Origin of the sequence: Solimonas sp. K1W22B-7, assembly GCF_003428335.1 — a bacterium.
In the GTDB taxonomy this organism is placed as follows: domain Bacteria; phylum Pseudomonadota; class Gammaproteobacteria; order Nevskiales; family Nevskiaceae; genus Solimonas_A.
Genome location: NZ_CP031704.1, coordinates 4,466,312 through 4,490,494, shown reverse-complemented (window position 1 = coordinate 4,490,494; position 24,183 = coordinate 4,466,312). Strand labels below are relative to the sequence as shown.

The following is a 24,183-nucleotide window of genomic DNA, read 5'->3' as shown; positions in this document are numbered from 1 at the left end:
GGGCTATCCCGGCTTCCCTTCGGGAAACCGGGCTACGGTGTTGGCGGCGGTCCTCATCTGCGCTCTTGCTTCCGCCGGCGCCCGGCCATGCCAGCGCTTGAACGCCCGCGTGAACGCGCTCTGCTCCGAATACCCCAGCAAGAAGGCCAGGTCGGTCAGGTCCAGCGCCGGATCTTCCAGATAGCGTTCCGCCAGCTCGCGGCGCACCTCGTCCAGTAGCTGGCTGAAGCTCAGCTCCTGGTCCTGCAGGCGGCGCTGCAGGCTGCGCGACGACACGTTCATCGCCGCCGCGATGCGGTCCAGGCTGGCTTCGCCCTCCGACAGCTTCTGCGCCAGCAGGCGCCGCGCCTGCGTCACCAGGTCGTCGTCCTGGCGGCGCAGCGTCAGCAGCTGCTTCTCGGCCAGGCGGTCCATCAGCTGGCGCATCGCCGGGTCGGGCTGGATCAGCGGCAGCTCGTTCCAGGACAGCGGCACCACCAGGCGATAGCAGTCGGCATCGAAGCGCAGCGGGCAGCCGAATACGCGCTGCTGCTCTTCCAGCCGCACCGGCGCGGGATAGGGGAACTCGATGCGCAGCGGCGCCAGCGGCTGGCCGGTGATCCAGCGGATGAAGGTCACCAGCGCGGCGAGGTTGAACTCGGCCATGTGGCGATAGAAATGGCTCTGGTCGTCCGGGCGCCAGCCCAGCCGTACCTCAGTGCCCTTCAGTTCCAGCGGCAGCGCGCCCACGTCCAGCACCATCGCCTGGTAGCGCTGCAGGCACAGCATCGCCTCGCCCAGCGTGGCGCAGGCCATGCCGACATAGCCCACCACGCCGTAATGCCCCGGGCGGATCTGCTCGCCGACGTGGATGCCGATGAATTCGTCCCCGAGCCGCGCCGCCGCGCGGTTGAAGCAGCCCGCCGCCACGGCCTCGGCGACGCGGGCGTCGCGGTCGGCCAGGTCGATCTGCGCGCCGTCCAGCACCTCGGCCGCCGTTACGCCCTTGAGGCGCAGGTGGTCGAACAGCGCCTGCAGGTAGCTGACGGCGATGGTGGAGTGGCTGGCGGTCATGGGGGCATGTTAGCCGAGCCCCGGCCGCTTGCCGCTGCCGCGATTCTGCCCAACACTAGGGGCAACCGGCCCCGAGCCGGATACACAACAGGCCGCGGACCCACGCGGCGACGAGGAGAGAGCATGCGCCGATACGCCCCCGCGCTGTTGGCGGCCGCCCTGGCGGGCTGCCACAGCAGCAATTCCGTGACCGCCACCGGCGGCACCCCCGTGGACAACCGCTCGTGCGAGCGCAACTCCTGGGTGGCCGGCACCACGGAGTTGTGCAGCGGCAAGCTGATCTACCGCGACTACGTCTACGACGACTACGGCGCCGATGCCGGCGTCGTCTCGCTGAGCCCCGCCGTGCTCAACGCCCTGACCCGCCTGGGCTCGGTCGGCAACCCCTTCGCCACCACCCCGGGCCTGCTGTCGCCCACCGCCGGTGACGTGCGCTACCCCGCGGGCCTGGACAACACCGCCGACCTCGTCGCGCTCACGCTGTCCATCGAGGGCAACGAGCTGGTGGCGGACTTTGAGCTGAACACGCTCTACCACGCCGACGACGCCATCGCCGCGCTCGCCATCGACACCGACAATGATCCCGCCACCGGCGGCGGCGAGTGGCAAGGCCTGGGCGTCGAGAGTCGCGGCTGGGAAGTGCTCAGGCAGTTCAACAGCGGCAACCCTGACACCAATCACCTCATCGGCCGCCTGCCGCTGCCGGCGGGCTCCAGCTGGCGCGTACAGGCCGTGGTGGCGCAGAAGAACGGCAAGGTCATGAACCTGGCCTTCCGCGGCCCGGACGAAGAGTCCAAGGCCGACGGCCTCGCCAACCAGGTGCTGCCGGCCAGCGGCAACTGGTGGGACGACCGCCAGTCGGTGGCGCTGGCCGGCGGCGACATCTCGGCCTTCGGCGAGACCGTCAGCGTCGCCGACCTGCGCGGCGGCGTCACCCGTCCCGCGCCCGCCGTGACCGGCTTCCACCAGCGTGTCTACACCTCGCAGTACACGCTGGAGCCGGGCGAGGGTGTCGACATCGTCGGCGTGCCGGGCGTGCACGGCGCCACCCAGCTGCCCTGCGAGCAGCGCTTCAACTACCTCGGCAAGTACCAGCCCTACGGTGTCTACATTCCGACCAAGCCCGGCCCGCACGCGGCGCAGCTGCTGATGCACGGCTGCGAGGCCAACCACGGCAGCCAGGTCAACCAGGCCAACTTCCAGCAGCGCTTCGGCGAAGAGCCCAACCGCATCATCATCGCGCCGCTGGGCCGCGGCCCGCATGGCTTCTATAGCGGCATTTCCGAGCGCGACGTGCTCGATACCCTGGCCGACGTGCGCGCGAACTATCCCATCGACGACGAGCAGCTGCTGGTCAGCGGTTACTCCATGGGCGGCTTCGGCACACTGCGCTTCGCCGCGCTGTATCCGGACATGTTCGCCGGTGCGGTCAACTGGGTGGGCTTCACCGGTGACCTGTTCAACCTGCCGGTCCCGGGCAACCCGCTGCCGCCGGCCGTTACCGCGCTGGCCGCGACCCTGGGCACTGCGATCCCGCCGCTGTCCTCCGGCGGCGCGGTGGGCGGCGACGTCAACATCATCGACTATGTCGGCAACCTGCGGCACATCCCCATCGCCAACCTGTACTCCGGCGCCGACGAACTGGTGCATGTTACGTCCTCGCTGGCCATGGGCGTGCGCATGGGCGAGGAAGAGATTCCGTACAAGTTCTTCCTGCACCCGGTGGCCGAGCACCTGAGCTACCTGATCTTCAACGACTGGCGCAAGGAAGCGGCATACGTGGAAGGCCTGAGGCGCGTGCGCAGCCCGGCGCGCGTCACCTACAAGACCGATGCCAAGCTCGACTCGCCGGAGTACGGCATCAGGCACGACCGCGCCTACTGGGTCTCGCAGATCGTCGCCGAGGCGGAAGGGCCGAGCACGGTGAACCTCACCAGCCTCGGCTGCGGCTTCGCCCAGCCCGGCTACGAAACCGGCGCGGATGCCGGCATCGATCCCGTGCCCTGGGCCGCCACGCTGCGCACGCGCCTGGACGACCCCACGATGCCGGCGGCGGAGGGCAAGCTCAGCGGCACGCTGTCCAACGTGCGCTCGCTGCGCATCGATGCCACCGCGAGCTGCCTGCGCGGCAAGGCCCTGCAGTACAGCATCGACAGCGACGTGCCAGTCACCATCACGCTCAGCGATGGCCGCGCCAAGGCGCTGCCGGCCGGCACCAGCAACGGCAGTTTCTAACCAGGAAGGGAGAAGCGCGATGAAGCCTCTGAGCCCGCAGGACCAGATGTTCCTGCTGCTGGAACGGCGCAACCAGCCGATGCACGTCGGCGGCCTGCAGCTGGCGCGCCCGCCCAAGGACGCCGGCCCGGACTACACGCAGAAGGTCGCCGACTTCATGCGCAGCCACACCAAGGCCTGCGCGCCGTTCAACCTGCGCCTGGAACGCAAGCTCGGCGCACCGTTCTGGGTGGAAGACGAGGAGTTCGACATCGAGTCGCACTTCCGTCACCTGGCCCTGCCCAAGCCCGGCCGCATCCGCGAGCTGCTGGCCCTGGTGTCGCAGCTGCACAGCGCGCACCTGGACCGCGCCAAGCCGCTGTGGGAGTTCTACCTGATCGACGGTCTGGAAGACGGCCGCATCGCCATCTACTCCAAGATCCACCACGCCCTGGTCGACGGCATCGCCGCCATGCGCATGATGATGCGCGCCACCAGCGAAACGCCGGAAGAGCAGAACATCCCGGTCTGGGCCATGCCGCCGCGCAAGCGCGAGCTGGTGCCCGGCGAAGACCGGCCGCGCAGCTTCATCTCCGTGGTCGGAGAAGCCGCCGGCATGCTCGGCCAGCAGGCCAAGACCCTGCCCAACGTCACGCGCGAGCTGTACCGCTCGATCCGCGCCGCGCGCAGCAACCCGGACTACGTCTCCGTGTTCCAGGCGCCCAAGTCCATCCTCAACCAGCGCATCACCGGCTCGCGCCGCTTCGCCGCGCAGTCCTGGTCGCTGGAGCGCATCCGCGCCGCCGGCCGCAAGCACGACGCCACGCTCAACGACGTCGTGCTGGCCATGTGCGGCTCGGCGCTGCGCAGCTACCTGAAGGAACTGGGCGAGCTGCCCGACAAGCCGCTGACCTCGATGGTGCCCATGTCCCTGCGCCGCGACGACAGCGACTCCGGCAACCAGGTGGCGATGATCCTGGCCAACCTCTACACCAGCATTGAAGACCCGGTGGAGCGCCTGCACGCCATCCAGCGCTCGGTGCAGACCTCCAAGGACCGCTTCCAGAACATGTCGCAGGCCGAGATCGTCAACTACATGGCCGCGACCATGGCGCCGTTCTCGCTCAACTACGCCACCGGCGCCGCCCCGCGCTGGCAGGCCTTCAACGTCACCATCTCCAACGTGCCGGGCCCCAAGAACAAGCTCTACTGGAACGGCGCCGAGCTGGAGGGCATGTACCCCGTGTCCATCGTCATCGACGGCCAGGCGCTCAACATCACGCTCAACAGCTACGCCGACAAGCTGGAGTTCGGCCTCATCGCCTGCCGCCGCACGCTGCCGCACATGCAGCGCCTGCTGGACTACCTGGAGCAGGGGCTGGCGGAACTGGAAGCCTAAGTCCTGTTGTAGGAGCGGCCGGTGGCCGCGACCCGGCGAGGTCGCGGCCACCGGCCGCTCCTACCGTTACGTGGCATGGAATCTGCTGCTTTTACCCTGCGGCCCCGTGCCGTGCGCAACGCCGCGCGGGAACCGGTTCCCCGCGCGTTTTCCGGTCTCCCTGCGGTTTTCATCAATACACACAGGGAGTTCAAGCATGAACCGGTTGGCCTTCAGCACCGCTGCGGCAGCATTCCTCTTCTCCACCGCCCCCTTCGCCGGCGTCGGCACCTTGCCCGGCTCTTCGCTCGACGCACCAGGATCGTCCACGGTCGGCGCACCGGCAGTGGGCGAGCCCACCAAGGCCATGTGGACCGACACCAACGGCGACGGCCTGGTGCAGAAGTCCGAGGTCAAGCCGGACTCGCAGATCTACAAGCGCTTCGCCACGCGCGACCATAACGGCGATGGCGTCCTGAGCCCGGACGAGTACTACGTGCCGAAGACCAACTAGCGGGACGGGCGCGGCCTTACAGGGTCGCGCCCCAAAACTTTGCCACCGTGATAGTGGCGCCATTGCCCGGTGCGCTATCGGCTAGTCCTTGTCTGGTCGTAGGGTGGGCAAATGTCTTTTCGTTTGCCCACGCGTCGGAACGTCAACCGCGTGGGCAAACATGAAGACGTTTGCCCACCCTACGTAGTTGCATTCAGGCCACCCTGTATGCTGGTCACATGAAGCTTGCTCACGGCAGTGTACCCTTTTGCATTACACGATTAATCTGGGCTACCAGAGTAGTTGTATTGCGAAATGATATGAAAAAAAAGCAAAGCTACATTTCCCGGAACCTGAGCCACTTTGTGGGATTTCGCAATCCTCTAGATCATCAGGGAAACTTCGAAACCCTATGCGCGATACTTGCCAGCAGGACGGTGGCTTACAGTCGAGAAACTGCAGGAGTCCAAGGCGGCGTTCAATTTAGCGTTCATGGCGGCGGTTGCCTTAGCAGGGAAGATTTTATTGTTCCATCCGTAACTTGCTACGCTGATATCCCATTCGAAGAACTATCTGTCGTTCATTGTAAGAAGTATGGGTACTTTGGGTTAGCCTTCAATAAAAAATCGTTAGCAGAGAAGGGTGCGCGCCCAGTTTTGTACGTGCCCACGTTCGATGGCGACCATTGGGGGACCAATGGAAGGGCTCTGCTGCAGGATCTTACCGTGGTGGCAAAAGCGCTAAACCGAGAAGATGGTAAGCATCGAAGATTGACGGAGAAGAGGAGCAGACGTGTCGGGTCGAATCCTCCTGACGCGGAGGAAACCATCTTTGCTGCAAATTCTATTTTCCAGAAAGACCTACTAAGCTTCGTGAAGCCTTTCCCCTTGGAAGTGGAAGATGAAGCAATAGAGAATGTTTATATGGAACGGGAATGGCGGCTATTTGGGAACTATGTTTTTAAAGACGATGATGTCATCTCTGTCTTCGTCACAGAAGATTTTTGCAGTCTCCTGGCAGAACGATTCCCAATGTTTGGGAAAAGGCTCACTGTTGTAAGGCCCTAGAATTTTGGGAGAATTGCGAGATGTGGGTATCACCTACCTTCCACCCCACGGCCGCACCGCCACCGTCGCCACACTGTTGTTCGGCGCGCCATCGATCAGCTTGCGGCTGATCGCCAGGTACACCAGCGTGTTGTGCTTCGGGTCCCAGATCCGCGTCACGCGCGTTTCCTTGAACAGGATCGAGGTGTCTTCCGTGAACACGGTTTCCTGCTCGGGCATCTTCGCCGGGATCACGATGGGCCCGGTCTGTTCGCAGGACAGCGAGAACTGCGCCGGGTCCTGGGCCAGACCGAACGTGCCGGCGACGCCGCCGGTCTTCGCCTGGCTGACGTGGCAGGTCACGCCCGGCAGCTTGGTATCGGTGAAGGCTTCCACGCAGACCTTGTGGTTGGCGCCGATCAGCTTCCAGGACGTGGTGACGCAGCCGACGGTTTCGGCCTGCGCCGGAAACACGTACAGCATGGCCAGCGAGGAGAGGAGGAGTAGCTGCCGTTTCATGTGGGGAGTCCGGAGAGGGGAGTCGGGTGGGGCAGCTTAGCGGCCAATGTGCCGGCGCCGCCATTCATTGAGCAACTCGCAGATTTCGCTGGCAGGCCTGGTGTACATGTCCGGCACCGCGCCGGCCACGCCGGTGAACGCCTCGGTCCAGCGCCTGCTGCGCCGAAGCTTCTCGCAATCGGGTGAGAAGACGATGCCGATCATTTTCGTCCCGGAAGTCTCTGTCATGTAGAAGCCTTCCACTTCCGCCCAAGTGAAGACCGCCGGCTTGAACAGCGAGACCATCTGGAAGCCCTGGGAATCCAGCCGCAGTTCGGGTGGACGGACCAGGAAGATCAGCCCGACCGGAATGCCCAGGCCGAAGAAGCCGATGCCGCTCCAGGCCAGGATCGGGTGGTCCTCAAGAGACATCACGCCGAGGAAAACGAAAATCAGGGAGGCAAACAGGACAAACAGGCTATTCAGGCGGCTACCGCGGATCACCAGGGTTTCGCTGCTGCGCATTTCCATGTCGGTTGCTTTCACTCTTCTTTCCGGGGCTGCAGCGAGCATCCTGCCAGCCATGCGGCAAAGCACAAGCTGCCGACCGAGTCAGCTTTGCCTGTGCTTCCCGGGTCTCGAAGGGGATATCCCGGCCGTCTGATAGGCGTGATGCGGGTTGTTAGTCATTGATATAACTGGAAAAACAAGGGTGGCGCCTGCTGTCACGCCCCCCGGCGTCCAAGGTCAAGCGCTGCTCCCGCCCCCTCGCCACAATGCTCCCATCAAAACAGCGGGCGAGGAGAGCGGGCCATGATGGAATGGATGGAGGGGATCGAGGCGGTGATCGGTGCCGACCAGGACTGGAAGCAGTTGCTGCTGGGCGCGATGACGCCGATCTTCCTGATCGCCTTCGCGATCGAGTGGCAGGTCATGCGCAAGCGCGGTGCCCGCGAGCAGTTCCAGTTCAAGGACATCCTCGCCAACCTGGGCCTGGGTGGCAGCTACTCGCTGTTCGAACTGTTCGCCCACCTGGCGATCACCGGCGCGGCTTCCCTGTGGTTCTGGGAGCACCGCTTCTTCACCATCCCGGTCAATGTCTGGACGCTGCCGCTGATGCTGTTCGGCGTGGAGTTCTGCTACTACTGGTTCCACCGCACCAGTCACCGTGTACGCTGGTTCTGGAGCGCCCACGTGGTGCACCACAGCGGCCAGCACATGAACCTGACCACGGCGATGCGTCAGAGCCTGCTGTACTCCATCACCGGCTGGTGGCTGTTCTTCATGCCGCTGGTGCTGCTGGGCGTGCACCCGGCGGTGGTGTTCCTGCTCTACGGCGTGGACCTGGCCTACCAGTACTTCGTGCATACCGAGAGCGTCGGCAAGCTGCACCCGTGGATGGAGTACCTGTTCGTCACACCCTCCAGCCACCGCGTGCACCACGGCCGCAACCCGCAGTACATCGACAAGAACTTCGGCGGCATCCTCTGCATCTTCGACCGCTGGTTCGGCAGCTACGAGGCCGAGGTGGAGAAGGTGGAGTACGGGATTCCCAAGCAGATCAATTCCTACAACATCTTCACGCTGAACTTCCACGAGTTCCGCGACATGTGGGCCGACGTGTTCCGCCCCGGCCCGCTGGCGCAGCGCATGAAGCACCTGTGGGCGCCGCCGGAGTGGGAGCGCAAGGCATAATCGGCTCTCTCGGGGGAGCGCCGATGACAAGAACGATAACGACGGCCCTGGCGCTGCTGCTCTGCGCCTGCGGTTCCAGCGACGGCGGCGACCAGCGCCTGCCGGGCGAGGCGCCGGGCTGGCATACGCGGGCGCCGCTGCCGGCGCCGCGCCAGGAGCACGGCGTGGCCGAACTGGACGGCGACATCTACGTCGTCGGCGGCATGGACGGCCTGGGCCTGACGCTGGCCAGCGCCATCGCCTACGACCCGGCCAGCGACAGCTGGCGCGAGATCGCGCCGCTGCCCAAGCCGATCCACCACCCCGGCGTCGCCGCCGCCAACGGCCGGCTCTACGTGCTGGGCGGCTTCAACCTCGTCACGCCGGCCTTCATCGCGCTGGGCGACGTCTACGAATACGATGCCGCCGCCAATACCTGGCGCGCACGGGCATCCCTGCCGGCAGGGCGCCAGCGCGGCGCGGCGGCGGTCGGCGTCATCGATGGACGCATCTACCTGGCCGGCGGCCAGCGCAACCTGCAGGCCACGACCGAGTTCGACGTCTACGATCCCGTCGCCGACCAGTGGACCACGCTGCCGGACTTGCCGACCGCGCGCGAGCACGTCGCCGGTGCCGCGGTGGATGGCCGCTTCTACGCCATCGGCGGACGCAGCGGCGAGCTGCATGGCGAGGTCGAGGCCTACGATCCGCGCACGCGCCAGTGGCAGGCGCGCGCGGCGCTGCCGACCCCGCGCGGCGGCGGTGCGGCCGGCGTGGTGAACGGACGCATCATCATGGTCGGCGGCGAAGGCAACGACGATTCGCCGCGCGGCGTATTCGGCCAATCCGAAATCTACGATCCCGGTTCCGACACCTGGCGCGCGCTGGCACCGATGCTGCTGCCGCGCCATGGCATCGGCGCGGCCGGCTACCAGGGCCGCCTGCACGTGCCCGGCGGTGCCGATCGCGAAATTCTCGGACCCACCGACGTCAACGATGCCCTCACTCCCTGAAGCAGCCCTGCACATGACCGACTCCAGACTCCCCGCCGCGCCGCCCGCCCTGCATGCCGGCTCCGGCCGCGTCGCCGACTACGGCCGCTACGAGGGCCGCGTCTTCGATCTCTCCACCGCCGCCTGGGACGGCAGCCGCGGCGCCTTCTCGCCGCGCCGCCTGCAGCGCAAGGGCTGGATGTACTTCGGCGCCTTCACGCCGCGCTACATGGTCGGCTACGCCGTGGCCGACGCCGGCCTGATGGCCACCGCCTTCGTCTACGTCTACGACCGCCAGGCGAAGAAGCTCACCGAGCACAAGGCCACCGTGCCCTTCGGCTTCGCTACCGATTTCGCTCCCTCGCCGGATGCCGACTGGCAGCTGCGCGGCGGCAAGCGCCACTGGCATGCACGACCCGCCGGCAGCGGCTGGGACGTGCGCTTCGAGGCGCCGGGCCTGAAGCTGCAGATGGAGTTCCGCGACGCCGGCCCCGGCATGACCGCCATCGCCTCCTCACCCGGCCGGCCCTTCCATCACACCTGGAAGCTCTGTGCGCTGCCGCTGCGCCTGGCGCTGGAAATCGACGGACAGCGCATTGAGCAAGACGCCACCGGCACGCTGGATTTCACCCTGGGCTACCCGCCGCGCCACACCGACTGGAACTGGGCCAGCCTCGATGGCGTCACCGAAGACGGCCAGCGCATCGGCGTGAATCTGGTTGCGCATTTCATGAACGGCCACGAGAACGCCATGTGGCTCGGCGATCGCCTGCTGCCGCTGGCGCAGGCCGTGTTCCAGTACGACCCGGCGCAGCTGCTGCAGCCCTGGCGCGTGCATACCGCCGATGGCGTGCTCGATGTGCAGTTCGTGCCGGAGGGCGAGCGGCGCGAGGACATCTCGGTGGGGTTGCTGGCCAGCCGCTTCACGCAGCCGTTCGGGCGGTTTACGGGAACGCTGAAGACGACGGATGGGGTGAAGAAGGTGGAGGGGTTCGGGGTGGTGGAGCAGCATCACGCCAAGTGGTAGCCAGCATCTATACCAGACCGTTCATGCCGAGTAGCGCCGCGAAGCGTCGCGTATCGAGGCACCGTGGCGCACCTCGATACGCTTGAACCCCGGCTATCCCGAGTGATCCGCCAAGGCGGATCGTATCGAGGGACTCGGTGTGAACGGTTCGTGTGTTGTTGCGAGGAACCCTAAGGCGCTGCATACCGCCGCGAACTGATCCCCCGACCATCCCCGTCCTGCTGCCAGTCCTGCCACACCAGCGTCAGCCCGCCGTGGCTGTCCAGCACCGGCACGCCAAATAGCTGCGTATACGGCGCGCCCGAAGTGTCGGGCCGGAAGTCCGTGCCGATGCGATTCCCCTGCAGGTCATAGCGCTGTGCCCACACGCCATTGCCATGCCCGGCCACCACGAAGCCGCCGGCATTCATGCTCACCGTCGGATGGCGCCTGATCTCGCCGTTGGTGCCGGCGCGGAAGCCGCTGCGCAGGGCCTGGCCCGCCGCGTTGTAGACGCGCAGCCAGGCGCCGCTGCTGCTCGCGTCCAGCGCCAGCGGTTCCCACACGACCACGAAAGCCCCGGCGTCGTTGCCGGCGATGCGCGCGCGGTCCACGTCGGAGACCTGCGCGTTGTTCTCCGACACGCGGAAGGCGAAGCCGCGCGGCAGGCCGCTGGCGAAGATGCGCCGCGCGAAGACCTGGCTCTTGGACACGCCCGAGGGCCCCTGCACCCAGGCCACGACGAAATTGCCGGCGGCGTCCATCGTCGCGGTGGGATTGCGTACCGTGGGGAAGCTCGAAGCCTCCACCGTCACCGGCCCGCCCTTGGGGCTGCCGTCGGCGCTGTAGCGCTGTACCTGGACCGTGCGCGTGTCCAGCGACGAGAAGCCGCCGGGAATGCGGCGATCGGCCCAGAGGACGATGAAGTTGCCCTGCGGATCCATCGCCACGCCGGCGCCCGGCTGGATCGAATACTCGCCGCTGACGGCGACCTCGATCTCGCCTCCCTGCGGCGTCCCGTCGGCGGCGTAGCGCTGCACATAGATGCCCAGGCCCACGCCGTTGACGCCATTGCTGTTCCAGGCCACCGCGAAGCGGCCGTCTGGGCTCATCGCCACCGCCGGCAGGATCTGGCGGTTGTCGGTGCGCGTGTTGACGCGGAACTCGTTGCCCAGCGCGTTGCCGGCGCTGTCCAGGCGCCGTGCGTAGATGCCGGAGAGGCTGCCGTCCTGGCCGACACTGTCCCAGGCCACCACCACGTTGCCGGCGGCATCGCCCGCGGCGGCGGGCGCCTGCTGGTCGCCGGCGCTGTACTGGTTGACCTGGGAGGCGTTGCCCAGCGCGCGCGCCTGCTGCGGCGCGGATTCGCTGGCGTCGCTGCGGCCGCCTCCGCAGGCCGCCAGGACCGCGATCAGCAGTGCGCCGCCGGAAAACTTGCTGGTGAGCATGATGGTTCTCCTCACGGGCGGCTGTACTGCATGAAGAAGTTCCAGATCGCGTCGGTGGCCTGGAAGTCCTGCGAGGCCTTGCCCAGCGAGGGTGTGAAGTCGATCGTGCCCGGCCAGGTATGGCCGCCGTTCTGCACGATGTAGTGGTCCACGCCGACGCCTCCGGCGCAGCTGCGCCAGGCACGGCGTTGCGTGGTGGTGCCGTCCGGTGCCGTGTCCGGCAGCGTCGTGGTCTGCGGGGTCGGGTTGCAGCCGTTGGCCTGCACCCAGAACGCCAGCGCGGCATCGGCCGAGAGGCTGGTGGGGCCGCCGGCATAGGGCGCCACCTGGTCGGCCGTGCCGTTGATGTAGAGCATCGATACCGGGTGGCCCGGCTGGCAGGCCGGCTGCTGCGTATTGCGCATGGTGGCGCCCACCACGGCGCCGCCGGCGATCTTCTCGGGCCGCTCGCAGGCGAAGCGCAGCGTCATCAGCGCGCCGTTGGAGTAGCCGCCCATGTAGACGCGATGCGCGTCCAGGCCGTAGCGCGCCGTCAGCGTGTCGATCATCTTGGCCAGGAAGCCGACATCGTCCACCGCGCTGAAGCCGACCAGCCCGGCATGCAGGTCGATGGCGCCGAGCCCGCCGAGGTTGTCCGCCGCGTTCGGGGTATGGTTCCAGTTGCCCTGGATCGCCTGCGGCAGCAGCACCCAGGCGCCGCGGTCGCGCACCAGCTTGGAGATCTCCACCAGGTTGGCCATCTCCGAGGAGCTGCCGTCGAGGAAGTGCAGCAGCACGAACACCGGCGGCGGTGTGCTGCTGGCCGGCACCGCGGGGCGCAGGACCAGCACCGTGCGACCGGCGTTCTGGTGGCTGATGGTCTCCTGGAAGGCCTGCACGTTTTCCACGGCGACCACGGAAGTCGCCTGTGCCGGGGCGGCGAGGCCCAGGCTGAGACCGGCGAGGGCGAGGGCGAGGACGCGCGACCAGCGTGATCTCATGTGCCGCTCCTTGGCAGGGCACCGCTTCGTGCCCGGGTCCGCCGGCGGGGGATGCCGGCGCCCGGATTGTGCTCCCGCCCCCGGTTGCCGACAATCGGAGAATGCCGACAGCCAAGATCGTGATCTACCACAACCCGCGCTGCAGCAAGAGCCGCGAAACCCTGCAATTGATCAGGGATGCCGGGGTCGAGCCGCAGGTCGTCGAGTACCTCAAGGACCCGCCGGATGCGGCCGCGCTGGACGGCCTCTGCCGCAAGCTCGGCGTCGAGCCGCAGGCCCTGGTCCGCTTCAAGGAAGAAGAGGCCAAGTCCCTGAAACTGACGCCGAAAGACCCGCGGCCCCGTGCCGAATGGCTGCGCCTGCTGGCAGCCCACCCGGTGCTGATCGAGCGGCCCATCGTGGTGCGCGGCGCCCAGGCGCGCCTGGGCCGCCCGCCGGAGGCGGTGAAAGAGTTACTGTGAGTCCACACAGCATCCAGGGAGCGTCCGCATGAACCTGCCGAAGATCGTCCTCGCCCTGGGTTATGCCGGCCTGATCCCCTTCTTCATCGGCCCGGCCTGGTGGACCTTCTCCCCGGAAACCGCGCCGCAGTGGCTGGACCACGCCTGGCTCGCCTGGGCGGGCCTGATCGCGGCCTTCATGGCCGGCACCTTCTGGGGTTTCGCCCTGCCGGCGGTGCAGGGTCCGCAGGGCCTGATCGGCCTCGCGATGTCGGCGGGCCTGGTGCTGCTGGCCTGGGCAGCGGTGAGCCTGAGCTTCGCTCCCGCGCTGGCGGCACTGGCGACGGTGTTCATGCTGCTGCTGCTCGCCGACTTCTGGCGCGAGCGCGTGCTGGACACGATCGGCGGCTACTTCCGCCTGCGCTCCACGCTGACCGCCGGCGTGCTGATCTCCATCGCCTGGCGCTTCATGCTGATCGGGCCCTGAGGCGCTGACACACCCTGCGCATTGATTTCCCGTAGCCCGGTTTCCCGCAGGGAAGCCGGGAGCGACGGTGGGGCCTGATCCCCGGCTTGCCTGCGGCAAACCGGGCTACATGGCCGCCACCCTCAGAGCACTTCGCCTTCCAGCAGCTTGCGTCCGCTGACCGCATCCCTGATCAAGCCATAGATCACCGGGTGGTTCAGCAGCCGCAGGTGATTGGTGCGGAACAGCACCGCCGTATCCGCGTCCGCCAGGTGCGCGGCGGTGGAACTGGGCAGCAGCACCAGTCCGTCGCCGATCACGCGGCCCACCAGGTCCTGCTCGTCGTTGCCCAGCGTGCAGCCGAAGAAGTGGTAGCGCGCATGCGGCGCCTTGGGGATGCGCGTCGCGCCGCCGCCATCGTGGTGCGTGACGCGTCCGCGCCAGTCGCCGTCGTCGACATAACCATGGAACAGATCCTTCACGCCCACCGAGCGCGAATGCAGCAGCTCCGCCAGCGGACGCGACAGCGGCACGCGGCGCATCAGGCGCACGCCGGCATCCACCCAGCGCTCCAGGGGTGCGCCGAGGTGCGGCGAGCCGAGACAGATGACATTGCTGAGCTGGTCGGCCCAGGCGATGCGGTTCTGCAGCGCCGCGGCCACCGCCGCGCGAGCCACCAGGCCGCCCATGCTGTGGCCCACCAGCACGATCTCCTGCACGCCGCGCGGCCAGCGCTCCACCAGGCGCTGCAGGTGTCGCGCCATGCGCGCGCCGTTGCGCGAGATGTGCAGGCCGCTGTTGTAGCGCAGGTAGACCGGCGTGAAGTCGAGATCCTGCTCCAGGCGCGGGCCGTAGGGGTGCGTCTCCGGCTGTTCCGGGTCGCTGTAGAAATCCCAGGTTGATTCGTTGCAGGCCAGGCCGTGGATGAAGACCACGATGCGCGGCTTGGCGTCGGGGTAGGCCGCGCTCAGCGCCACGCGGTCCAGCACCAGGCGCTCGCCCTGCAGGTAGAAGCCCATGCGCGGCGCCAAGGGGTTGCGCTTCACCGCCATGTCGTCGCCGACGAAGCCGGCCAGCGCGCTCACCGCCAGGTCGCGATGCGTGTTGGGTGCCACCAGGGCGGGCGGGGCGATCTTCTCGGCCTCGCGCAGCAGCTGCTCGGCGGCGCCGAACACCAGGCGCATCGAGCCGCGCACCGCGCCATAGACGCCGTCGGTGATGCCGTCGTGGATCAGGCGCACCGGTTCGCTGCCGGCGTTGACGCCGGGAACCGGAGCCATGCCCTTGAAGGGGATGTCGGAGATCGCCCGGTGGAAGCCGTGCACGTGGCCGGTGATCTGGTCCAGTCCGGCGCCGGTCAGCGCCAGGGCGCCGCGGACCTGGGACAGGAGGCTGTCGCGGGAAGAAGGCTTGGTCATCGGAAACCCCCGGCGGCGAGTCCGCCCTGACTGGATATTTACAGTTTACATATGTTCACTGAAATGTCCAGAGGGGTAAAACACCTCGATCCGTGAAACCCCGTAGGAGCGGCTGTTAGCCGCGAGCGCCGGGCACTATGGCCGCCGCCCATCGCGGCTGACAGCCGCTCCTACGGGAGGGGGGCATCAGGCAGTAGTCACGGCCCCCGCCGGCGCCACCTTCGCCCCCGTCTTCATCGCCCACCGGTTCGCCCGCGTGAACGTCCCGAAATCATTGAACCGCACCCCCATCTCGCGCATCACCCCGTAAGCCGTCTGCGCCGTGGCCTGGCGCACGTAGAACGGCTCCTTCACCGCGAAATGATGGATCGCGTGGGTGCCGCCGAAGTTGAAGCAGAACAGCTGCATCGGCCACAGCCACCAGGGGTTCAGCACCTGGGTCTGCTGCATCACGTTGCCCGGCTCCACGTCGCCGTAGTAGTGCATGTTGGAGCTGATGAAGTGCAGGCAGAACACGCGCAGCACGTTGGGCGCCAGCCACACCACCACCGTGGTGGTCCACAGCGACAGCAGCGCCGGCAGGTCCACGCCGATGGCCTGCGACCAGGCCGCCAGCGGCAGCGGGTGTCCGGCCAGCGAGGCGGCGAACAGCAGCGCATTCGCCGCCAGGAAGCCGTGCCACAGCGCGTAATGCAGCAGGCCCAGCGGCATGTAGCTCAGCAGGTTCTCGCGCACCAGGGCGCGGAACTCCTCCTTGCTCTTGGGCTGCTGCGCGCGGATGTAGTTGCGCGATACGCGGTGCATGCCCACCGGGCGCAGGTAGATCGCCAGCATGTGGTCACCCACCATCAGCAGGCGCTTCAGGCCCCAGGGCTCGCCGTTGGTGATGCCGTATTCTTCCAGGTCGGTGTCGGTGCCGGAGAACTTGTGATGATGCAGGTGCAGGCGCTTGCGTGCCCAGGGACTCACGGTGCTCGGCCGCGTCAGCCAGCACAGCGCCATCATCAGGTTCCAGGCGCGCGGGCTCTGGCGGAAGTACATCGTATGGATCAGGTCGTGTTCCAGCTCGTGGATGAACGAGGCGAACAGCGCACTGACCGGAACGCAGACCCACCACGGTATCTGGCCAATGCCGTAGAGCACGCCACTGGCGATCATGCCCAGCACCGACAGGGCCATCACGCTGCCGCCGATGGCGTCCTGGTGGCGCAGCCAGGGGTGGCGCTCGCGCAGGGCCACGCCGGCCTGCAGCACGGTCTGGCGGATATGGGCGGATTTCTGCGCATCGCTCATGGCGGCGTTGGCCGTCGGGGTGGACATCGACATAGACTCCGGAAGGGGAGGGGTGGATGCGGAGGATTCTGGAGAAGGACTGGATTGCGGGCCTGTCTTGGGCCGCCAAACGCTTGGCCGTCGGCGACAATGCAGCGAACAACTGTACTCAGTAGCTGGGGCCGCGCGATCCGCCGTGCCCTGGACCGGGCCGGCGTGGACAGCGCCGCCCTGTTCGCCGAGGCCGGCCTGGACCCTGCCTCGCTGGACGACCCCAACGCGCGCTACCCGCTGGAGCAGACCACCCGGCTCTGGGCCCTGTCGGTGCTGGCCACCGGCGACGTCGCCTTCGGCCTGTCCGTGGCCAGCCAGGTCAACGCCACCACCTTCCATGCCCTGGGCTACGCGCTGCAGGCCAGCAGCACGCTGCGCGAGGCCTTCGAGCGCATGGTGCGCTACTTCCGCCTGGTGACCGACGCCGCCGACCTGCAGTTCTTCGTCGACGGCGAGCACTACTGCTTCCGCATCCGCCCGGCCGGCGCGGTGACGCCGGCACCGGAATCGATCGACGCCTTCATCAGCGTCTTCCTGCGCTTCTGCCGCAGCCACCTGGGCCGCGAGTTCTCGCCCCTGCGCGTCACCCTGCGCAGGCCGGCGCCGGCGAGCCTGGCCGGCTACGAGCGCGTGCTGCGCTGCCCGCTGGAATTCGGCGCCGGGGAAAACGCCATCTGGTTCGAGCGCGCGCCCTTCGAGCGGCGGCTGGAAGGCGCCAACCCGGAGCTGGCGCGGCACAACGACGAGATCGTGCTGCGCTATCTGGCGCGCCACGACAAGGAAAACCTGCTGGCACGCGTGCGCGGCGCGCTGACCGCGCTGCTGCCCACCGGCGTGCCCTCGGCCGACAAGGTGGCGGACACGCTGCACCTGTCGCTGCGCAGCCTGCAGCGCAAGCTGGCGGAAGAGGGCAGCAGCTACGAGACCCTGCTCAACGAAACGCGCCGCGACCTGGCGCAGTCCTACCTGCAGGACCGCCGCTACAGCATCGGCGAGATCACCTTCCTGCTGGGCTTCTCCGACACCAGCAGCTTCACCCGCGCCTTCCGGCGCTGGGCCGGCTGCTCCCCCAGCGAGTACCGCGAGCGCCAGCGGGCGACCCCCTGACCGCCGGCGCGCGGTTCTGCAAGAATCGGCCCATGGACGACCGCAAATTCGCGCTGCGCCTGCTGGTGACCCTGTTCTCCATCGCCTTCCTGGTCTTCTGGCTGGAGGCGGCCTGGGAGTTCCTGCGCGCCGTGCACCCGGTCACCGGCGAGGCGCTGAAGCTGTCCGACCTGCACGCCACCGCGCCGATGGTGCGTACCCTGGCCTCGTCGCTGGCCACCTCCTACAACACCCAGATCGCGCTGCTGCTGACCTTCATCGCCCTGGCGATCCCGATCACGGCGAACATGTACACGCCCAAGCTGATCGAGATCTTCGCGCGCGACCGCATCAACCTGTTCGTGCTGTGCAGCTGCGCGCTGCTGGCGGCGCATGCGTTGTTCTCGCTGTCCCTGTCCTTCGACGCCTGGACCGCGCAGCTGCCGTTCTTCCTGACGGTGGCGTTCGCGATCTGCGGCTGGCTGATCCTGCTGCCCTACTATTTCTACGTGCTGTCCTTCGTCGATCCGCTGACGATCATCAAGCGTGTGCACCGGCGCCTGCAGGAGTCGCTGGAGGACGCCGCGCGCGGCCGCTACCCGGTGCGGGAGTCGCAGCGCCGCGTCAACCAGCGCATCGTCAACCTCGGCAGCGTGCTGCTGCGCGCGGTCGACCGCGCCGACCGCGATGTCTGCTTCGACGCCATCGCCACCCACATCCTCGAGCTGGAACGCGTGCGCACGGTGAAGCCGCGCCTGCCCGCGGAATTCTTCGCGGTCGACAACTCGATCCTGGTCGGCGCCTCGCGCGACGCCATCCGCATGCTCTCCGAGGGCCGCGTGTGGATGGAGCACCGCCTGGCGACGCAGCTGATCCTGGCCTACAAGGGCATGCTCGGAAGGATGCCGGACGGCATCAGCGTGATCTCGTCGGCGGTGACCCAGGCCGCGCACGCCGAGGCCCGCGACGGCGATCCGGAGGTGTTCCGCCTGCTGGTGCGGGTGCTCAACACCTTCACGCGCGAAGCGATCAAGAAGAAGGAGAACGCCACCGCCTACAACGTCGTGTTCAACTACAAGCTGCTGATCCGGCAGCTGCTGGTCGACGCCCCGGCGCTGGTGCCGCGGCTGGTCGAGCATGCCTGCTACTACGCCAACTACGCCCGCCACCGCGGCCTGCCGTTCATCTACGAACTGGTCAGTTACGAGCTGGCCGGCCTCGCGGAGCTGGCCTACGAGCGCGATCTCGATCCGGCACCGGTGCTGCTGGAGGCGATGCTGCAGTTCGAGGGCGTCGAGACCTCCGCCGCGCTGGTCAAGTCCCGCGCCATGCTCGGCGGCTACTTCGAGGAGCGAGGCATGCGCGAGGACCTGGCGGTGATCGAGGCCTCCCTGCACAGCGTGTCCAAGCCGGCGTTGCTGGCGGCGCGCAACGCGATCCTCGCCGTGGAGGACGCGGCATTCTGGGAGATGACCGACCGCGGCACCGACCTGGACTACGTCGAACCTGCGCGCCGCCGCCACGTCTGCGCCGTCATCGACCGGCTGCTGACGCGCGACGACTAGAGACCCGTCGTCTGCTGTTTCGGGGTTTACCCCAGCGTGCCGGTGCAGGAGCCAGCTTGCTGGCGACCTGGTTGATGTGGCTGCCAGCACGCCGATTCCTGCAAGCTCACCCCGCCCCCAGCAGTTCCTCCAGCTCCGCCAGCGCCTCGCCCATGTACACCGCGATGCGCTGCATGTGCGGCAGCGCGTCGCGGCCGCTGGTGAGGCCCAGGTTGAGCGTGCCGGCGTAGGACAGGCAGGTGATGTTCAGCGCCAGCCCATGCCCTGGCATGCCGAAGGGATACATCGCTTCCATCGTCGCGCCGTTGAGATACAGCCGCTGCGCCGGCCCCGGTACGTTGGAGACGGTGACGTTGTGGTTGGGTGGCATGCGGCCGGCCAGGCCGGTGAGCTGCTGCAGCGTCGAGGGGCCCATCATCAGCAGCACGTAGGGCAGCTGCGCCTGCCGCGGCAATGTCTGCAGGTGCGCCTTGGCCTGGCGCGTGGAATCGACGATGCGCTGCAGGCGTTCCCGCGGATCGTCGGCATCGGTGGCGAGGTCGGCGATCATGAAGCTGATGGCGTTGCCGGTGCCCTGGTCGTCGGCCGCGCGCACACTCACCGGCAGGCCGGCGGTGAGCGGGGCCTGCGGCAGTGCGCCAGCCTCGGCCAGGAAGCGCCGCAGCGCGCTGCCGCAGAGATACAGCACCAGGTCGTTGATGCTGCAGTCCAGCGCCTTGCACAGTGCCTTGAGCCGCGTCAGCTCGTATTGCTGCGTGGCGATGCGCCGCGCCGCGGTGATGCGGCCGTTGAGCGCGGTGCTCGGGCAGGCATAGGGCGCTTTCAGCGGCTCGCCGCGGCGGCGGCCGGCCAGCGCCAGCTGCAGCAGCGCGCGGCCGGTCGCCACCGCGGTGCGCAGCGGCGCGCCCTTGCGCGCGGGCCGCCGCTCTTCGCGCGGCGGCCTGGGCGGCGGTGGCACCGCCCAGGGCGGCGGCAGGTCCAGCGCCTGCGGGTCGCTGCTGAACACGCGCCCCATCAGGCGCAGCGCGCTGACGCCGTCGATCAGCGAGTGGTGCATCTTCACGAACAGGCCGAAGCGGCCATGCTCCAGGCCTTCGATCAGGGTGCATTCCCACATCGGCCGCACCGGATCGAGTTGCTGGCCATGCAGCAGCGACACCAGCTCGCCCAACTCGCGCTCGCCGCCCGGCCGCGGCAGCGCCGCGAAGCGCACGTGGTACTCCAGGTCCACCGCCGGCTCCACCGTCCAGGCCGGCAGCCGCAGGCCCAGCACGGTGCTGGCCAGCCGCAGGTTCCAGGGCGCCACCAGCTCGTGCGCGCCGCGGAAATGGCTGACCAGGCGCCGCAGGAAGTCCTCGGGCGCATCCGGCGGCAGCGCGAAGATCTGCATGACCGAGACATGCTGCGGCGTCGCCGGCGATTCCATCAGCAGGAACGACGCATCCACCGGCCCGATAGGCTGCATGAGGCTCGTCTCCGAGGTGCGCCCCGCGCGGGGCACTCAAGCCGATCCTACCCGAAGCCTGCCGGCGTGGCCGCCGCCAAACCTGACGACCACGGCAGGTTGTGGCGCCGGGAGGAAAAGATGAGACTGGCATGAATAGATACTCAGGAGCCTCCCGATGTCCCTGCACCACCTCGCTGCCGCCATGTTGCTGCTGGCCTGCGGTGCGCCGCAGGCGGCGCTGCTCTGCGAGGGAGCGCCCTGCCGGCTGGAACTGGAGTTCGCCGAGGGCGGCGCCATCGAGGCGCCGGCCGGCGCGACGATCAGCTTCGGCGCGGGCGGCCTTCTGGACCTCGGCATTGGCGGCTCCATCGACTATGGCAGCGGTGGCAGCGCCGTGCCGTCGACGCCCGGCAGCGCCGTGCCGGTCCTGTCCTCCGGCGGCAGCATCGTGCTCGGCCCGGGTGGCAGCATCCATTTCGGCAGGGGTGGACGCCTGTCCGGCGGTGACGCCGCGCAGTTCGAGTCGCCCGACAACGGCGTCGTGGACTTTCGCGATGCAAGCCGCGTGCAGATCGACAGCGACAGCGCGGTCCATGTCGGCCCGGTGCGCCGCTTCGGTGACGTGCTGATCGAGGCCCGGCGCGTCGACTCCGCGCCGGCGCCATTTCGGTTCGCAGGCCGTGCGGACAGCGACTTCGTCCTGCGCAGCGCCGACGTCGCCTGGATCGAATGGATGGATGAGATCGGCAACCTCACCATCAATGCCACGGAATCGGCGGTCGTGTATGGCCCGCCCTCGGGCGACGGCGGCAGCGGAGGTTCGGGCGCGGGCGTGGTCATCGTCGGCTCGCCCGGAACACCCTCCGGTTCCGGCGGTTCGAGCGGCTCCGGTTCGATCAGCCTCGGGTCGGGCGGTGGCACGGTGGAGTCGACCGGCGGTAGCACGGGGTCGCCCGGCACCGTCACCCTGGAGCCCGTGTCCCCGGGCGAACTGCAGGTGCTCGACGATGGCCGCGGCGGCGGTGCCTTCCCCGGCCTGCTGCTCGCGCTGTTCGCTACACTCGGCTGCGCCGCCCGGCGCAAGGCTTCCCTGCCAGGCTGAGGGGCGTATGGCCTGTAGCCTGGCGGGCGAGTCACAAGCCCGCCATTCCTTCACCCTCGATCCGACCTGCCATGAGCGTCTTCTTCCGTTGTCTGGATTCACGCCTGCGCATCAACAAGGCCGAGCAGCCCGCTGCGCGCGCGACCCTGCTGCTCGCGGCCAAGGCCGAGGGCCATTGGCGCGACGAACTCACGGCCAGTCCTGGCCTGCCGGAGGCCCTGCGCCTGCTGGGTTGTGAGTGTCATGTCTCGTCCTGCGGCGATATCGAGCGCTTCGAGCCCGACGAGAAGATCGATACCGATGGACATGACGAGTTCAGCTGGATGCTTCCTGTGCTCGCGCCGTACATCGCCGACGGCAGCTACCTGCTCGCCGAGTACGACGATGAAACCTGCCGCACGGAATTCCAGGGAGGGCGATATCGTGAGGTCTTCGAGGGCGGTGATTGCGAAGACGACGGGGAGGGAGCCGCGCGGGCGACGGCCTGGCGGGACGCCCCGCGTTACGCGGCGGCCAAGGCCCAGTCGGCTCGCGCGGACGACGTGGATCTGCTGGCCGGGTTCACCGGCATGATCGAATCGCGCCCCGAGGACCTGATCGGCCACCGGGTGCATTTCGTCGATGGAAAACTGCAGGGTCAGCAGACCTTCCTGCAGGCCAGCGGCGCCGTCCTGGCGACGGTCGACTACGAGCAGGGCGAGGCGCATGGCGTCTTCAACCTCTACTCGAGCAAGGGCTCACTGGCGCTGACGGCGACGTTCTCCCGCGGGCTGCTCGAGGGCGAGATGAAGATATTGGACAACGACGGCAGCCTGACCGCTTCTTCCAGCTTCGCGGCGGGGAAGTATCACGGTCCACAACTGATCTTCGAGGCAGAGGGCAGTGCCCGCATCCACTGCGAGTACCGGCATGGCGTGCCCCATGGTCGTTTCTTTGCGAAGCAACTCGACGGGCGGGTGATGCTGAACGTGCAGTTCGCCGACGGAGAGCCGCAGGTGCCGGACGAGGGCAGGCCGGCGGGCTGGGCGGACAGGGCCAAGGCGGGGGCCGGTTATCTGGAGCAGAACTTCAATTGGGTGGAGAAGCTGCCTGAGCCTTACCACAAGCCGGAGTGGGTGCTGCAGCGCGTCCGGGCAAGACTGAACAGCGGCAAGCCCTGAGGACAAGGGAGCAGGTCCTCCCTTGTCCAGGACGGTTCAGGCCGCCAGCTTGCCGCGCCGGTAGTCGTCCAGTGCCTGCTCGATCTCCTCGCGGGTGTTCATCACGAAGGGACCGTACTGCACCACCGGCTCGCGCAGCGGCTTGCCCGCCAGCAGGATGAAGCGTGCGCCCTCGGGGCCGGCCTCGGCCTCGAACAGTTCGCCGTCCGACAGCACGCCGGCGGCGTGACGCTTCACCTCGCGGCCGTCGATGCGCAGGCCGCCCTCGTAGGCGTAGACGAAGGCGTTGTGCCCCGCCGGCAGCGCCTGGCTGTAGCGCGCGTTGGCCGGCAGCACCACGTCCAGGTACACCGGCTCGGTGCTGACGTCGCGGATCGCGCCGACGGTTTCAACGCCGCCCGCCGATACCTTGCCGGCGATCACCTTGACCTGCCCGCCGCCGGGCAGCGCCACCACCGGGATCTCGCCCGACGGAATGTCGCGGTAGCTGGCCGGCTTCATCTTCTCGCGCGCCGGCAGGTTGATCCACAGCTGGAAGCCGCGCATGCGGCCCTCGTTCTGCTGCGGCATCTCCGAGTGGATGATGCCGCGCGCGGCGCTCATCCACTGCACGTCGCCGGGGCCGAGGTCACCGCGGTTGCCCATGTGGTCCTCGTGGCGCATGCGGCCGTCGAGCATGTAGGTCACGGTCTCGAAGCCGCGGTGCGGGTGCGAGGGGAAGCCGGCGATGTAGTCGTCGGCCTGCTCGGACGAGAACTCGTCGAGCATCAGGAAGGGATCGAGACGCAGGCCCGGCAGCGAACCGATGGAGCGGCGCAGCTTGACGCCGGCGCCATCGGAAGTCGGCTGCGCGTCGATGACCTGCTGCAGCTTGCGGGTACTCATGACATGTCTCCAGTCGTGAATCGTGGGGGAACGCTTGCCCCTGCGGCAGCCGGCAAGCCGGTTGCCGCAGGGGCGTTACTCAGCTCTTGCCGAACAGCTTGGCGTCGAGGCTGTATTTGCCGCCGCCGTGCGCGACCAGGAACAGGAAGCCGCCGGCCATCGCCAGGTTCTTCATGAACATGATCTGCTGCACCTGGTCGGCACTGCCGCCATGGAAGATCACCGCCGAGGCGATGCTGAACACCGCCAGGCCCAGTGCCGCCAGGCGCGTCAGGAAGCCGAGCACGATGGCCAGGCCGCCGCCGAGTTCGGCGAAGATCACCAGCGGCAGCAGCGCTCCGGGCACGCCCATCGCGGCCATGTAGCCCTGGGTGGCCTCGTAGCCACCGATCTTGCTGTAGCCGGCGCCGACGAAGATCGTGGCGATCAGCAGGCGCCCGAGCAGGACGAGGGGATCGCGGAAGCGGTCGAAAAAGTTGTTCACGGCATGTCTCCTTTGTGCGGGT

General features: G+C 67.9%; 23 protein-coding genes. 13 read left to right on the top strand and 10 right to left on the bottom strand.

Annotated elements, in window-relative coordinates:
• Positions 1 to 3: 3 nt before the first annotated feature.
• Positions 4 to 1,053 (bottom strand): AraC family transcriptional regulator, encoded by a 1,050-nt coding sequence (locus tag D0B54_RS20290; protein WP_117293587.1) that lies wholly within the window; start codon positions 1,051 to 1,053, stop codon positions 4 to 6.
• A gap of 123 nt (positions 1,054 to 1,176) precedes the next feature.
• Here D0B54_RS20290 and D0B54_RS20285 point away from each other — a divergent pair, with 123 nt between their 5' ends.
• The 4 genes from D0B54_RS20285 (at position 1,177) to D0B54_RS20270 (ending at position 6,205) form a co-directional block, all read left to right on the top strand.
• The gene (locus D0B54_RS20285) at positions 1,177 to 3,288 is read left to right on the top strand and encodes a hypothetical protein (protein ID WP_117293585.1); all 2,112 of its coding nucleotides are present in this window, start codon (positions 1,177 to 1,179) and stop codon (positions 3,286 to 3,288) included.
• Between the two features lie 19 nt (positions 3,289 to 3,307).
• Complete coding sequence (locus tag D0B54_RS20280) at positions 3,308 to 4,666, top strand: WS/DGAT/MGAT family O-acyltransferase (RefSeq protein ID WP_117293583.1); 1,359 nt, start codon at positions 3,308 to 3,310, stop codon at positions 4,664 to 4,666.
• 196 nt (positions 4,667 to 4,862) lie between these two features.
• Positions 4,863 to 5,159: a hypothetical protein gene (locus D0B54_RS20275; protein ID WP_117293581.1), complete on the top strand. Its 297-nt coding sequence runs from the start codon at positions 4,863 to 4,865 to the stop codon at positions 5,157 to 5,159.
• Between the two features lie 299 nt (positions 5,160 to 5,458).
• Positions 5,459 to 6,205, top strand: a complete 747-nt coding sequence (locus D0B54_RS20270) for an abortive infection system antitoxin AbiGi family protein (protein ID WP_162932588.1) — start codon at positions 5,459 to 5,461, stop codon at positions 6,203 to 6,205.
• 33 nt (positions 6,206 to 6,238) lie between these two features.
• Here D0B54_RS20270 and D0B54_RS20265 read toward each other — a convergent pair whose 3' ends face one another.
• A complete protein-coding gene (locus tag D0B54_RS20265) occupies positions 6,239 to 6,703 on the bottom strand; it encodes a CreA family protein (RefSeq protein ID WP_117293577.1) in 465 nt (154 codons plus the stop codon).
• A 36-nt stretch (positions 6,704 to 6,739) separates the two neighbouring features.
• On the bottom strand, positions 6,740 to 7,228 hold the full coding sequence (locus D0B54_RS20260; RefSeq protein WP_162932587.1) for a hypothetical protein: 489 nt from the start codon (positions 7,226 to 7,228) through the stop codon (positions 6,740 to 6,742).
• Positions 7,229 to 7,495: 267 nt separating this feature from the next.
• Here D0B54_RS20260 and D0B54_RS20255 point away from each other — a divergent pair, with 267 nt between their 5' ends.
• The 3 genes from D0B54_RS20255 to D0B54_RS20245 are packed head-to-tail and all read left to right on the top strand — an operon-like array spanning position 7,496 to position 10,375.
• Complete coding sequence (locus D0B54_RS20255; protein WP_205527193.1) at positions 7,496 to 8,377, top strand: sterol desaturase family protein; 882 nt, start codon at positions 7,496 to 7,498, stop codon at positions 8,375 to 8,377.
• Positions 8,378 to 8,400: 23 nt separating this feature from the next.
• Positions 8,401 to 9,369, top strand: coding sequence for a Kelch repeat-containing protein (locus D0B54_RS20250; protein ID WP_117293573.1), 969 nt, complete (start codon positions 8,401 to 8,403; stop codon positions 9,367 to 9,369).
• A gap of 13 nt (positions 9,370 to 9,382) precedes the next feature.
• Positions 9,383 to 10,375, top strand: a complete 993-nt coding sequence (locus D0B54_RS20245; RefSeq protein ID WP_162932586.1) for a DUF2804 domain-containing protein — start codon at positions 9,383 to 9,385, stop codon at positions 10,373 to 10,375.
• A gap of 170 nt (positions 10,376 to 10,545) precedes the next feature.
• Here the strand turns inward: D0B54_RS20245 and D0B54_RS20240 are convergent, their stop codons facing one another.
• On the bottom strand, positions 10,546 to 11,802 hold the full coding sequence (locus tag D0B54_RS20240) for a hypothetical protein (protein ID WP_117293569.1): 1,257 nt from the start codon (positions 11,800 to 11,802) through the stop codon (positions 10,546 to 10,548).
• A gap of 11 nt (positions 11,803 to 11,813) precedes the next feature.
• Entirely contained in the window at positions 11,814 to 12,782 is a 969-nt protein-coding gene (locus tag D0B54_RS20235) for an alpha/beta hydrolase family esterase (protein ID WP_117293567.1), read from the bottom strand.
• Positions 12,783 to 12,883: 101 nt separating this feature from the next.
• Between D0B54_RS20235 and arsC the strand changes: the two genes are divergently transcribed.
• Both arsC and D0B54_RS20225 read left to right on the top strand, forming a co-directional pair.
• Positions 12,884 to 13,243 carry an arsenate reductase (glutaredoxin) gene (gene arsC / locus D0B54_RS20230; RefSeq protein ID WP_117293565.1) on the top strand — a complete coding sequence of 120 codons (360 nt, stop codon included), beginning with the start codon at positions 12,884 to 12,886 and terminating at the stop codon, positions 13,241 to 13,243.
• 28 nt (positions 13,244 to 13,271) lie between these two features.
• Positions 13,272 to 13,709, top strand: a complete 438-nt coding sequence (locus tag D0B54_RS20225) for a DUF3429 domain-containing protein (RefSeq protein WP_117293563.1) — start codon at positions 13,272 to 13,274, stop codon at positions 13,707 to 13,709.
• A gap of 122 nt (positions 13,710 to 13,831) precedes the next feature.
• Here D0B54_RS20225 and D0B54_RS20220 read toward each other — a convergent pair whose 3' ends face one another.
• Together D0B54_RS20220 and D0B54_RS20215 are read right to left on the bottom strand one after the other, a co-directional pair.
• Positions 13,832 to 15,106 (bottom strand): esterase/lipase family protein, encoded by a 1,275-nt coding sequence (locus D0B54_RS20220; protein ID WP_117293561.1) that lies wholly within the window; start codon positions 15,104 to 15,106, stop codon positions 13,832 to 13,834.
• 186 nt (positions 15,107 to 15,292) lie between these two features.
• Positions 15,293 to 16,426 (bottom strand): fatty acid desaturase, encoded by a 1,134-nt coding sequence (locus tag D0B54_RS20215; protein WP_117295395.1) that lies wholly within the window; start codon positions 16,424 to 16,426, stop codon positions 15,293 to 15,295.
• 102 nt (positions 16,427 to 16,528) lie between these two features.
• Here D0B54_RS20215 and D0B54_RS20210 point away from each other — a divergent pair, with 102 nt between their 5' ends.
• On the top strand, positions 16,529 to 17,539 hold the full coding sequence (locus D0B54_RS20210) for an AraC family transcriptional regulator (protein WP_117293559.1): 1,011 nt from the start codon (positions 16,529 to 16,531) through the stop codon (positions 17,537 to 17,539).
• A 32-nt stretch (positions 17,540 to 17,571) separates the two neighbouring features.
• Positions 17,572 to 19,083: a DUF2254 family protein gene (locus D0B54_RS20205; RefSeq protein WP_117293557.1), complete on the top strand. Its 1,512-nt coding sequence runs from the start codon at positions 17,572 to 17,574 to the stop codon at positions 19,081 to 19,083.
• Between the two features lie 106 nt (positions 19,084 to 19,189).
• On the opposite strand, the gene D0B54_RS20200 is transcribed toward D0B54_RS20205, so the two are convergent.
• Positions 19,190 to 20,548 carry a WS/DGAT/MGAT family O-acyltransferase gene (locus tag D0B54_RS20200; RefSeq protein ID WP_117293555.1) on the bottom strand — a complete coding sequence of 453 codons (1,359 nt, stop codon included), beginning with the start codon at positions 20,546 to 20,548 and terminating at the stop codon, positions 19,190 to 19,192.
• Positions 20,549 to 20,705: 157 nt separating this feature from the next.
• Here D0B54_RS20200 and D0B54_RS20195 point away from each other — a divergent pair, with 157 nt between their 5' ends.
• Positions 20,706 to 21,632: a hypothetical protein gene (locus D0B54_RS20195; RefSeq protein WP_117293553.1), complete on the top strand. Its 927-nt coding sequence runs from the start codon at positions 20,706 to 20,708 to the stop codon at positions 21,630 to 21,632.
• A 71-nt stretch (positions 21,633 to 21,703) separates the two neighbouring features.
• Entirely contained in the window at positions 21,704 to 22,792 is a 1,089-nt protein-coding gene (locus tag D0B54_RS20190) for a toxin-antitoxin system YwqK family antitoxin (protein ID WP_117293552.1), read from the top strand.
• Between the two features lie 36 nt (positions 22,793 to 22,828).
• Here D0B54_RS20190 and D0B54_RS20185 read toward each other — a convergent pair whose 3' ends face one another.
• Both D0B54_RS20185 and D0B54_RS20180 read right to left on the bottom strand, forming a co-directional pair.
• Positions 22,829 to 23,677: a pirin family protein gene (locus D0B54_RS20185; RefSeq protein ID WP_117293550.1), complete on the bottom strand. Its 849-nt coding sequence runs from the start codon at positions 23,675 to 23,677 to the stop codon at positions 22,829 to 22,831.
• A gap of 79 nt (positions 23,678 to 23,756) precedes the next feature.
• Complete coding sequence (locus D0B54_RS20180; protein WP_117293548.1) at positions 23,757 to 24,161, bottom strand: DoxX family protein; 405 nt, start codon at positions 24,159 to 24,161, stop codon at positions 23,757 to 23,759.
• Positions 24,162 to 24,183 lie beyond the last annotated feature (22 nt).